The 11930-nt window shown below is 53.9% G+C and carries 10 protein-coding genes and 1 riboswitch; of the genes, 4 read left to right on the forward strand and 6 right to left on the reverse strand.

The window, feature by feature from the left end; genetic code table 11:
* Positions 1–6: 6 nt before the first annotated feature.
* Both KGZ92_10110 and KGZ92_10115 read right to left on the reverse strand, forming a co-directional pair.
* Positions 7–1461, reverse strand: coding sequence for a DEAD/DEAH box helicase (locus KGZ92_10110; GenBank protein MBS3889618.1), 1455 nt, complete (start codon positions 1459–1461; stop codon positions 7–9).
* Positions 1462–1674: 213 nt separating this feature from the next.
* On the reverse strand, positions 1675–2301 hold the full coding sequence (locus KGZ92_10115) for a hypothetical protein (protein MBS3889619.1): 627 nt from the start codon (positions 2299–2301) through the stop codon (positions 1675–1677).
* A 77-nt stretch (positions 2302–2378) separates the two neighbouring features.
* Positions 2379–2502, forward strand: a riboswitch (FMN riboswitch).
* A 112-nt stretch (positions 2503–2614) separates the two neighbouring features.
* Here KGZ92_10115 and KGZ92_10120 point away from each other — a divergent pair.
* Entirely contained in the window at positions 2615–3169 is a 555-nt protein-coding gene (locus tag KGZ92_10120) for an ECF transporter S component (GenBank protein MBS3889620.1), read from the forward strand.
* Between the two features lie 15 nt (positions 3170–3184).
* Here KGZ92_10120 and KGZ92_10125 read toward each other — a convergent pair whose 3' ends face one another.
* A complete protein-coding gene (locus KGZ92_10125) occupies positions 3185–4033 on the reverse strand; it encodes a YitT family protein (GenBank protein MBS3889621.1) in 849 nt (282 codons plus the stop codon).
* 281 nt (positions 4034–4314) lie between these two features.
* Here KGZ92_10125 and KGZ92_10130 point away from each other — a divergent pair, with 281 nt between their 5' ends.
* Positions 4315–4983: a TMEM165/GDT1 family protein gene (locus KGZ92_10130; GenBank protein MBS3889622.1), complete on the forward strand. Its 669-nt coding sequence runs from the start codon at positions 4315–4317 to the stop codon at positions 4981–4983.
* A gap of 40 nt (positions 4984–5023) precedes the next feature.
* Positions 5024–6007 (forward strand): phosphotransferase, encoded by a 984-nt coding sequence (locus KGZ92_10135; GenBank protein MBS3889623.1) that lies wholly within the window; start codon positions 5024–5026, stop codon positions 6005–6007.
* Here KGZ92_10135 and KGZ92_10140 read toward each other — a convergent pair.
* Entirely contained in the window at positions 6004–8724 is a 2721-nt protein-coding gene (locus KGZ92_10140; GenBank protein MBS3889624.1) for an AAA family ATPase, read from the reverse strand. The genes KGZ92_10135 and KGZ92_10140 overlap by 4 nt on opposite strands.
* A gap of 3 nt (positions 8725–8727) precedes the next feature.
* On the reverse strand, positions 8728–9858 hold the full coding sequence (locus KGZ92_10145) for a metallophosphoesterase family protein (GenBank protein ID MBS3889625.1): 1131 nt from the start codon (positions 9856–9858) through the stop codon (positions 8728–8730).
* Between the two features lie 111 nt (positions 9859–9969).
* On the opposite strand from KGZ92_10145, the gene KGZ92_10150 reads away from it, so the two are divergent.
* Positions 9970–10773 carry an RNA methyltransferase gene (locus KGZ92_10150; protein ID MBS3889626.1) on the forward strand — a complete coding sequence of 268 codons (804 nt, stop codon included), beginning with the start codon at positions 9970–9972 and terminating at the stop codon, positions 10771–10773.
* 85 nt (positions 10774–10858) lie between these two features.
* Here KGZ92_10150 and KGZ92_10155 read toward each other — a convergent pair whose 3' ends face one another.
* Positions 10859–11428, reverse strand: coding sequence for a peptidylprolyl isomerase (locus KGZ92_10155; protein MBS3889627.1), 570 nt, complete (start codon positions 11426–11428; stop codon positions 10859–10861).
* Between the last annotated feature and the right edge of the window lie 502 nt (positions 11429–11930).

Here is an 11930-nt window from a genome sequence, read left to right on the forward strand (position 1 = left end):
GACAGCCTATCTGTAAGAAGGTTCTCTACGACCTCTGTTGTCACGATGTTGCCGCGGACGCGAGTGCGGCGGTGCGTTGTGTGGCGGGCGAGGGCGACGCGTGCTACGCAAGGGAGCCTCTTCCGTAATGGCTACCGGTGTTTCATCCGGCTCCTTGGTTATCATCTTTAGCGCTGCGGCGACTAGGGCCACTGAGTCCGCTCTCTCTAAGAGCACCTCAGCCGCTGAGGTGTAGTGCTCAATGGTGCCCTCCTCAACAATCTGCAGCAACTTTTCCATGCTTAATCTGCGTTGTCCTTCAAGAGCCTCACTAAAGCTCGGGCTGGGGCGACGCTTAATCTTGCGATTAATGATGCGCTCAATAACGCGTAGCAAGTCAAGTTCACGCGGGGTGACGAAAGTGGTAGCCTGGCCTGCCCTTCCGGCGCGGCCAGTGCGTCCCACACGGTGCACATAGCTCTCTGGGTCTTGGGGAATGTCGAAATTGTAAATATGCGACACGCCTTCAATGTCTAGTCCCCTAGCGGCAACATCTGTCGCCACTAAGATATCAATGGTGCCCTCTCTAAACCTACGCATGACGAGGTCACGCTTCGATTGCGTGAGATCACCATGAATGCCCATCGCCGCATACCCGCGCTTAATGAGGGCCTCAGAGACCTCATCGACACGACGTTTAGTCCTGCCGAAGACAATTGATGAACCTGGGGTAGAGGTGTCGAGCAAACGGCAGAGAATGTCAAACTTCTGTCCCTCTCTAGCCTCAGTATAGAACTGCTCGATGGTCGATACTGTTAGCTCCTTCACGGGAGCCGCAACCTGCATCGCATTCCTCATAAAGCGTGTGGCCAAATTTCTGATGGCTTCGGGCATGGTGGCAGAGAACAGCATCGTCTGGCGCTCTGCGGGGGTTTGCTCTAATATCTTTTCGATATCTTCGATGAAGCCCATGTTTAGCATCTCATCCGCCTCATCGAGCACGACAAAATTAACACTTTGCAGCCTAATGGTGCGCCGACGTATGTGATCTAGAAGTCGCCCTGGGGTTGCTACAATGATTTGGGGATACGCCCGCATGGCGCGCATCTGCCGATCGATTTCCTGCCCGCCATAAATGGGCAAGCTACGAATTCCCTTAACCTGACCGATACGGTTAAGCTCCTCTGCTACTTGCATAGCCAATTCTCGCGTGGGGGCGAGCACTAAGGCCTGCACATAGTTGACATTAGTTTGCAGACGCTCCACCAAGGGAATGCCGAAAGCAGCGGTCTTGCCGGTGCCGGTTTGTGCCTGACCGATGACGTCCTTGCCCTCTAGGGCAAGAGGAATCACCTGAGCTTGGATAGGCGTCATTTCCTCAAAACCCATCTCGGCGATGGACTGCAGAACCTGTGCTCCTAGTGATAAATTAACAAAATTGGACAACTTTACATCTCTCCTGTTTATTTCTTTATGGTGCATCCCGCGGGCGAAGGGCTTTCGCAAGCACGCCCGACTCAGCATGCCCAACTGTAAGACCTTCTCTCAGACTCAACAAAAAGCCTCCAACACTACTTTGCGCAGTACCGGAGGCGGCAATTCACACCGAATGCGAGGCGAGTCACCACACTTAGGTACTATAACATAGCAACTAAAACTACACAAGTCTTTTTATGGAACAAGTGTCGCCCTATGCTAGAAACCTTGAAACAAGGTATACCCGATCTCGAAATTGCCGAGCGGACTCATCCACAACTTTTCAAACAGAGTGACGCCTACACCCTCCGTAAATTCGCGCCGCTCGAAGTAGGGTGTGCCGCGTTCACGATAGACAACTACAACCACACGCCGCGGTTCTAGGCGAATGTCCTCTATTAAACTGTCGAGTACACGCCGTCGCCCCTCCTGATCTACTTGTTCTTGGCTCCAGGTGGTACCCTCTACGATAGGGCCACGCAGCAGCTCGAGCCGGTCAAACTCGGAATCCATCATGCTTTCTTCTTGTTTCTCTTGCGTCCAAACACCATCATTGATGATGTAAGTGATGGTGAGCGAACGATCGCGCACGGCCTCTCCCCCCGAAGGGTCACCAACTGTCCCTGCGATATGATACTTCGTCAGGCCACGGCGCGCCTCAATAGAGCGAAGAGACATCTCGTGATCGTATCCCGAAAAACCAGAGTACTTCCATGTGAACCCGCTCACATTAGGCAGAAATCGCTTTAGTTCTCGATCGTAACGGTTGACGAAGAGACCACAACCCGTAGCCCCTACAACTACCACGGCGAGCATAAGTACTACCAAGTATGCGCCTTTCTTCATGTGTCACCTCCAATCTGCAGAATTACGCCCCTTGACATGGACCATGACCTTCGATAGTATGGTAGCAGTAACTGAATAATAACCTTCGGGGTCGGGTGTAATTCCCTACCGGTGGTAATGCGCAAGCTAGCCCACGAGCCATTTGGCAGACCTAGTGTGATTCTAGGGCCGACAGTAAAGTCTGGATGAAAGAAGGTATGGCATTATTTCTTGTGCTATCTTTGCGCCCCGATCGTTGTCGGGGCTTTGTTTTGTTGACGGTGATGGCCACACTCGCACCAGGCAAAGCCAGCACAATAAGGGAGGTTTACCTATGAACAAGCAAACACGCAACTTAGTCATCATCTCGATGCTAGCAGGCATGAGCTACATCCTCATGTTTGTCCTGCAGGTTCCCCTGATCCCCTCCGCGCCTTTTCTCAAATATGATCCTAGTGATGTACCTGCCCTTATCGGCGCGTTTATCTTCGGCCCTCTCGCCGGAGTCGTAATCTCGTTTATTAAGGCCACACTATTCCTACTGACCAAGGGTACAAGCGGCCCGGTTGGATCTATACAAAACTTTCTGGCGTCGGCGTCTTTCGCCTTGGTGGCTGGGCTAGTCTACAAGAAAATGCCGACTAAGCTCGGCGCCTTCATTAGTATGATCGCGGGTGGGCTCGCTATGACGGCCGTCATGCATGTATCTAACGCCACATGGGCCCTAGCCGCTTGGGGTGTGCCAGAAGCGGGGCGCTCCGCTATGCTTTTGACCGCCATCCTACCCTTTAACCTCGCACGTATGACAGTTAGTACTCTCATTACTTTCCCCATGTTCCTAGGTGTTATGCCCATCCTCAAGCGGCTTGGCTGGATAGGTATCAACTAGAAGTAGATTATTCATTTAGTGTTTGCGAAACGGGTTGTAGGCGGCAAAGCGTCCCACTACTTCTTCGACATCAGATATGGTCATAAAGGCCGTCGGGTCAATAGCGAAGACCGTTTCTTTAAGTTGGACTAGTTCAAAGCGAGTGAGCACGCAGACAATCACTTTACGCGGTTGTTGTTCGTACGCCCCCTCGCCGTGGAGAAAGGTAACCCCACGCAGCAGCTTTGCATTTAGAGCCTTGGCCACTTCTTCGGGTTTTGTGGAAACGATCAGCACATTTTTCTTGTCACGCGAGGACTGCATCGAATCAACGATGCGGGCCGTGACAAACATGGCCAGCAAGGTGTAAAGGGCCGAGGTCAAATCAAAGAGCACGGCGCCCAGGCCCACGATGATGGCATTGAAGGCCATGAGCACTTCGCCGATGGATAGCGAAAACTTGCGGTTCAAGATAACCCCCAAGACATCCGTACCGCCGGTAGAGGCCCCTGCTTTAAACACCAAGCCGAGCCCCAAACCGTTCATAGCCCCGCCAAAGACTGACGCGAGTATAATGTCATCTACGGCGGGGCTTACTGGTACCCAATCCAAAAACGTAGAAAACATCAATACGGCAAAAGAAGTTAGCATAATAAACTTACCGCCGATATATCTGTAACCAAGGTATAAAATGGGCAGGTTGAAGATCAAGACAAGTATGCCAATGGGCCACCCCGTCAGTGTACCAATAATAATGCTCATGCCAGAGACTCCACCCGCCAGCATGCGGTGGGGCAAGAGCATCATGTTAAATGACGCTGCCGAACACAGCGCACCAATAAGGATGACTATAATCGGCCACACATAACCCTTTATGATTTTCATCTCGATTACCTCCTCGCGAGCGTTCCCCTTGAGTATAACACGCAACTACTATCGTAGTGTTAAGGCAACTTGCGTTGTTCGGTCCGTCTTAAAAGAACGTGCTACGCAGTGGCCACTGTGCTATAATTATTTCGCATGAAGGGGAGTAACCTTAACTCGGCGTCAACATACTGGGTGATGAGCCCTGGCTGCCGAGGCCAATTTAATTGGCTGGTGAGACTTTCGGCGCACAGCGCCGAGAGTCTTTTGTTTCTAGAGACCAGAACCGAAACCGAGGAGGAATGAAATTGTTAGTCTCCCTCGTTACTGCTGCCTTTGTTGTCTTTCTGGCCGAGCTAGGCGACAAAACCCAACTAATGTGCATGGCCTTTGTGGCCAAGTACGGCATGCGACGGGTGTTTGCGGGGGCAGCTGCGGCAGCTGTACTTAATACAGCGCTAGCCGTGCTGATGGGCGAGGGCCTGACTAGGATTATTCCGCTCTCCACCCTGCAGCTCTTCGCGGGCATGGGCTTCCTAGTGTTTGGCTTCTGGACCATGCGGCAGGGCGAGCGCGAGGATATGTGTCCCTCGCAAACCGCTACCAAGAAACATCCTTTTTGGACGGTTTTCTTCTCTTTTTTTGTCGCAGAATTTGGCGATAAGACTCAGCTGGTCACGCTAGGACTTACTGCCAAATTCGACGCCCCGCTCCTCATGTGGGCAGGGGCAAGTTTAGGCTTGGTAGCGGCGCAACTAGTCGGCATCAGCATGAGCGGCTGGCTCAGCAAACGCGTGCCACCGCGTATTTTACAGGCCAGTGCGGCCATCATGTTTTTAGCATTTGGCAGCGCAACTCTCTACCAAAGCGCTCCAGACAGCGCAAAAACCCCTATGATCTTGATGACTTATGTAGCCCTCTTGGGCCTAACTTCTTATCTAATGGTGCAGAAGAAACGTATGTGCGACTAACCTGTTGCAGCTAGAAGGAGAGGAGGTCGCCAGCAGCACCATGAGCCATCTCGATAGCAGTGTTACTTGCTCTACCCCACTTCTAGGCGGTCAGAGCGGCAGCAAGGTTTCGCGCCTCACAGAAGGGAGTGGCGAAACCAAGATCATTAAAACTACCCGCCGCGAAGACATGCCTGACTACCTTACGGCTAACTACCCCTCAGTCGACATGGCAGAGTATCTGTTCTACACGGAGCTTCAACCTAAGCTCGACCTACCCGCGCCCTCTCTACTCGGGCACGGGCATTTGCCGCAGGGCGGGGTATTCTTGGTGCTAGAAGATGTCGCGAAAAGCCATCGTCTGCTGCCTCTAGGGCACCACTACACAACTCTAGAGCTCTTGTCCATCATCGCTACCTATGCTCGCCTACACGGTAGGGGACAGAGGATAGCTGCCGCCGATAAGGCCTACTCATGGCTGCACCAAGACCCGCGCACTACTCTTGCCGCACACCTCGTTTTGCGACACCTGCAAGAGCTAGCAAGAAACGAGTGGACTAATGCTCTGGCAGCTGTGCCCCTTTACTCGCCCCGCCTGCCCTCTCTCTTGCGCGAGGTGGCAGCGCGCCTAGCCCACTTGCCTTCGACCATTCTCCACAACGACTTCTATGCGACAAATGTCGCTTTGCCCCTAGACTGCACACAACCCGCAGTCTTGCTGGACTGGCAACTTATCGGGCGTGGCCCCTTACAACTTGATCTCGCCAACATTGGCCTCCTCAGCGCAAGCCCGTGTTTTAAAGAAGTAGATAAAGATGCCGTGCTACTTGGCTACCTTGAGGCTTTGGCACGAGAAGGCGGCCCCAAAATCACTCTCAGGGCTTTACGCGAGCAGTATACCTACGCTGAGCTCTTGCTGGCGCTCGATTTCTTGCCACGCTTTGTGCGCGCCATGCATCGCGCCAATGATCTTAACGAGCCTTGGATTCCCTGGATGCGCGATGCCTATGCAACGAACATGGCCAATATTGCGGTTCATCTTTAACGTTCTTGGCGTGTGACGGTAACAGGCTGGCCCCAGTCGCAGAAAATATCGCTATGGCTGAGCAAAATACTCTGTCTACCAAGGGAGAGCACGGCCTGCCGCATTTTTGCTAGGCGTTCTCTGTCTGTGTTAAGAAAGGGATCGTCAAATAGAAGTGGTATGGTGCTCTCTGCGCTTACAAGATCAGCCATGGCCAGACGGAGTGCTAAGTACAACTGGTCCCTAGTCCCCTGGCTTAACTCAGCCGGGGTTACTTTGTTGCCCCGTTCGGCCACCACAAAGACGTGAAATCCTTCGTCAAGCCTAACATGGCGGCCTGTTCCCGTTATCGCCGCAAAGTAGTGCGTAGTTCGGTCTTCCATGTGCCCTCTAGCCGCTGTGTGAAACTCCTCGGCCGCGCTCTTTAGCTCGGTGATGGCGATTCCGAGCACCCGCGCCTCGCGGGTGTGCTGCCTTTCGCGCTCTAACACTTCTGCTAGCGCTTCTTCTCCGAGCGCTAGGCTTTCTGTGCTCTGCCCAACGAGGTAGCCTTGCCGATTGCGCAAGCTAAATATTTCCTGCTCGAGGCTTTCAACTTGTGCCCGTGCAAGTTCCAATTGTCTCTCGAGCGCTTTCTTGGCTTGGTCCACACCGAGCACATCGTCGGCCTGCTCAGGTGACGGCAGCCCAGGATACTTATCCACATGCGCTAGCCACTCTTGGCGCGCTAACAACATATCGGTAGTAGCATCTATTTTGCGACGTGCCAAGGCCGCTATGTCAACTGCATTGTAGTTCGCTAGCAGGTAGGCTAGCTGGCCTTGCCTAGTACTAATATCTTGTTGCGCCTCTTTTTCGGCCAGGGCAAGGTCAACGTCAATCTGCATCAGCTGCTTGCTTAGCCCCACATATTCTTTGGCTTGCCGTTCAAAATCGTCCCAAGATGCTTTACGGAGATCGGCCAAGGCATCACTCAATCTTCGCCCCTCTAGAGAGCAAGAGGAAAGCGCAGAGACTTCGGCGAAGTAACGCGGCAGACCCCTGACACCGTCAGAGCTTCCGCTAGACAACAGGGCGTCGATTTTCTGCCTTAACTCAGTACTGCGACCTTTCATGTATCGCACGCGCTCTGCGGCCACTCGTTGGCCTTCCCTGACGGTCCCTTCCCTCTCCTTGTACAACAAAAAGTCTTGCCTCGCTGCGACCAGTAACTCGCTCGAGCCTACATCCAGAAAGGCAGAAGACAAGTCATATGAGGCGAGAGACCCCTCTGTCTCGCGTAGCTCCCCCTGAAGGATACGAGTCGCCGGGTTCTTTCCGCGCCAAAATAGAGAGACGGCGAGGCCAAGAGCAAGGAGCAAGACCCCTGCCCCCACCCCCATCTGCCCTCCAATAGCCATGACGGCCAATGCTCCAGCTAGTAGCCCTGCTACTGCCGGCCAGGCTGTGCGGCGAGGGCGAGAAAGCGCCTCTCGTAGCCTGGCCTCTTGCCGCGACTTTTTCTCAAGTAACGACTGTCGTGTACTAAAATTATCAAAATCCTGTAGAGATAGCGCCCGCGGGGCTAGCCCATACTTCTTCTCATAGTCATTCGCCCAGTTAAGGAGCAGAGCTTCGCTCAAGGCGACCTGTCGTTCACTCTCTAGAGCTTGTGCGAGGTCTTGCTCGCGTTCTTCAAGTTGTGCACTGAGCTCCGTAACAAAGCGGCGCACAGCATGTACATGCTCCACCGCATGTTCCCCTAAGAGGGCCATGAGCCTAAGAGCTGCGTGCCGAGTCTGTGCCGCGGCCTTTTCGGACTGTAATTCTCGCAGTCGGGGCAGCTCCCGCGCCGCCAGCTCCAAGGTGCTTTTCTCTATCGCTTGTGATAGGTTGCTGGCGCTAGTACTATCGGCGTCGATTTTTTGCGCCTTATCGCGGCTGGCCACATACTTGTCTCGCATCACACTCCACTGTTGCCAGGCCACTTGGATGCCAGCTTGGGCCAAAATGTTCGCCTTCTTGGCTCTTAATTCTCCCAACAGAGCGTCTAGCTTGCTTTCAACCTGCCGTAGCTCCTCTGTAGCTCCCCTTTGTTCGGCTAGACGAAGCTCTAGCTCCCGTCTCTCGTCCTGTACCTTCTCGAGGGCGCGTTCTTTAGTGCCGCTGCCCAGGCTAGGCGCATAGGCCCTCCAGTTTCGCGTCACATTCTTCAAACTATCCTGCAAGAACTCACGAGCCGCCAGGTGATGGGTGCCTCCACCCGAGATAAGCTCCTGCACCTTGGCATCTAGCGCCTGTCCCAGAGGCAAGGGTTGCGCCACATAGTAGGTGCTACGAAAGGCTTCGCTGCTAGTGACCCCAAAGGTCTCTCGCAAGAAATCTAGATAGGCCTTGTTTGGCTTATGCGCCTCTGGTTTATGCACCCCGGTAGCAGAGTGATGCCACTTACCGGCGGGGTCGACGCGTCTGACCTCAATGGTGTTCGTGGCAAATGAACGCCTTATGCATAACTCTACTCCTTGGCACGAGAGCCACAGCTCACCCTCAAAAGAGCTGCTCCCTCCCCAGTGTCGATACTGCAGTGCAGGCGCTTTCAGACCGAAAAGTACGCCACACAGGCCCTCGGCCATAGTGGATTTACCACTCTCATTGGCGCCTAGCAAGATATTGCTGCCCGGCGAAAAATCAAAGACGGCTTCGCCGCCGTAGAGCCCCAAGCCGCGCAGAATCAGTCGCTTAAACAATACCATTCCCACCGCCTAATGCTCCTTGCCAAGCGCCGCCAGGCCCAAGCGAAGGGCCTGCAGGCACTCTTGTTTTTCTTCGACACTAGGCGCAGCTTCGGCTTTGGCCAAGAGTTGACGAGCAAAGTAGCCACGCACAGTGACTTCCTCGGCAATCTGTGACAGATAGAGCGGAGAGAGCCCCATGGCCTGGTCAACTACTTCGCAGTGGTAGCACAAACCCCTGGCGTAGGCTGATACTTTTTCACCGGCCAGCGCAAAATTCTCGGTGCCTTGTAGCACGATGCGTACCAGGGCTTCTTTATCTAGGCGCTCGTCAAGCCAGGATCGCAAGTAAGCCTCATCGGGCACTTCATCTAGGTTAAGTGTGAGAACCCGCTGTGGGCGCACCGCGAGCGCGACGCTACGTAGCGTGGTTCGACCACTGCCTAGTTCTACCAACTGTACCCGGCCGGTACCGCAATCGTCAAGACCTTTGCCTTCTATGGCGCCACAGTATGATATCACCATTTGTCCGAGCTGATGACTTCGCGCTTGATGAAAGTGCCCCAGGGCCACATAATCATATGCTGCTCTGGAGAGTTCCTTACTTGACAGAGGCAGACTTCGCCACGTAGCAGGGCAATCTAGTGACCCGTGAAACACGCCGATATGTAGGCCGGGCAGGTCTTGCCGTGGCAAATCGGCTAACGGGGCGTCGCAACGCGTGGTGCCACCGGTGTAGGCCACGCTGTAAAAGTGCACCGCCTCGCCGCGGATGGCGTAGCTCCCCACATGCGCAGGTTGGGGATTCGTCACCAGTACCCCCGGCCAACGCTCCGCATACTGGCGGTAGACAGAATCGTGGTAGCTAATTTCATCGTGATTGCCTGGAACGGTTAGCAGAAACTTACCCCCTTGTGTAAGGCGCGACAGCTGACGCAGCGCCCCCTCTACCAAGGCGGCAGGGGGACGATGGTGCTCAAAGAGGTCGCCTGCTATGATGACGCCATCAACACTTTCCAGCGGCGATAGGGCAAGATCAACGGCCTTCCTTAAGACTGCATCACGCTCCTCGGCCCGACTAGCAGATTTGTCCCCCAAAAATGCTCCCTGCCAACCCAAGTGAAGATCCGACAAATGCATTAAAGTGACTACAGACCTCACTCCTTCCCCCCAAAATCTAGCTATGACGCCCCTTAACAAGATGCTATACTAATGACAGTGAACAACAGCCCGCCTCGGCGCGGCATAGACGCCTATGGGAGGTCACACCGAGTGGAACTAGTTACGAGTGCCAAGAATACCCGCCTTAAAGAGATACGCAAATTGGCCCAGAAATCTTATCGAGATGAGACTGGCCTCTGCTTGGTAGAAGGCATACAGCCATGCCTGCGCGCCATTGAGAACGGCCACGACGTGGAACTCTTTATCTACTCCCCAGAAATACTGCGGAGCGAGGCAGCGCTCGCCATGGTAAGTGACCTAGAGAAACGCAATACAAGTATACTAAGAGTGAGCAAGGATGCCTTTGCTTCGCTTTCTCTGCGCGATAACCCCATGGGCATCGCTCTTGTGGCGAAAATGAGGCCGACTGCTCTATCGCAAGTCGAGCTACGACGAGACTCTATATTGACTGCTCTCTTTAACGTCAAGAGCCCTGGCAACCTTGGCACCATCGTGCGCACGGTGGATTCCATCGGTGGCGCGGGTGTTGTCCTAGTGGGACAGACCGCCGACCCCTACGACCCACTCTGCATCAAGGCCAGTGTGGGTACGGTGTTCAACGTGCCCATCATCAAAGTGGCCAGTGCGGATGATTTTCTGACCTGGTGCCATAGTCGGCAAGTAGCGCTCATTACCACCTCCGCCCAAGCGAAGGTAGACTTAGCAGGGGCCGCATTCTCATACCCCTGCGCTGTGCTCATGGGCAGTGAGGGGCCCGGACTGCCGGAAGACGTACTATCTGCCGGACGGTGGTCAGTGCGCATTCCCATGTATGGGCAGGCTTCATCTCTCAATCTAGCTGTGGCGACAGGTATTATCCTTTACGAAGTGAAAAAACAACAGACCTGTCAGTAAGTCACGAACGAGTTGTTGAAGGCTGTCCAACCATGCGTTTGGACAGCCTTTCTGCTTTCTTTAAATGTTCTGGGGAGAAAGTCAATTACCGGGGAAGTTTACGCGGCGGGTTAAAGGTAACACCCATGGTATCTACAGTCACCTTCTTCATCCTAGCCCGCGGTTCGAGAGCCAACCCATTGGCAGCTTGGTCGCTAGGGCCAGCGACAATGCGGTCGACTACCTCCATGCCGCTAGTGACACGCCCAAAGGCCGCGTAGGCACCATCAAGGTGTGGGCTTGGCGCATGCATAATAAAGAACTGGGATCCGGCCGAATCATACAACTGCGAGCGCGCCATGGAAATAACGCCTCGTTCATGCTTTAGAGCATTGCGCACGCCATTCTGCGCGAACTCGCCCTTTATGCTGTAGCCTGGGCCACCCGTGCCATTGCCGTCTGGGCAACCGCCTTGAATCATAAAGCCCGGTATAAGGCGATGAAAGACCAGCCCATCATAAAAGCCCTTCTGCGCAAGGTAGATAAAGTTATTTACGCTCTCCGGCGCAACCGCTGGGTCTAGCTCTATTTTGATGATACCGCCATCTTCCATCTCAATTGTGGCCACTGGTTTTACCTTAGGCTCCTCTCTTTGGCAAGCAGTCAAGGTCACCATAGACAGGGCCACCACAAATAACAGTGCGATTAGCTTTTTCACTCACTATGCCTCCTAATTAATGGTCTTGCGTTTAACATCTCCCCTCTGTAGTAATTAGACACGCCAGGCCATTTTCCTGCTCCTTCGTCGCAGCAACACCCCCGCCCACCTCCGAAGCAAAAGGAGCCGCCCCTAGAATTCACGATTTCAACCACAGAGTACACAGAGGCGTGGAAAAGAGAGGAAGATGGAACGAGTGCGATTATTCGGTATAATTCCTTGTTTCTCTCTTTTGTACTCTGCGTCCTCTGTGGTTAACAAACGTTTCTTCTTCGCATCGATGATTGGAGATGATTTCGCGCAAGAGGGGGGGCTTTCCACACAGTCTGCCGCCCCTAGCACTTGAGGGCGCCCGCAGCTGAAATACTCGATAAGCCGCGCGCCATAAACCCTTGGCCTCCGCGCGCCTGGCAATAGTTAGTAGGGAGAGTAGAACGCAAGCGTTCTACTCTCCCTACTT

The organism is Bacillota bacterium, from assembly GCA_018333655.1.
GTDB lineage: Bacteria > Bacillota > UBA994 > UBA994 > UBA994 > BS524.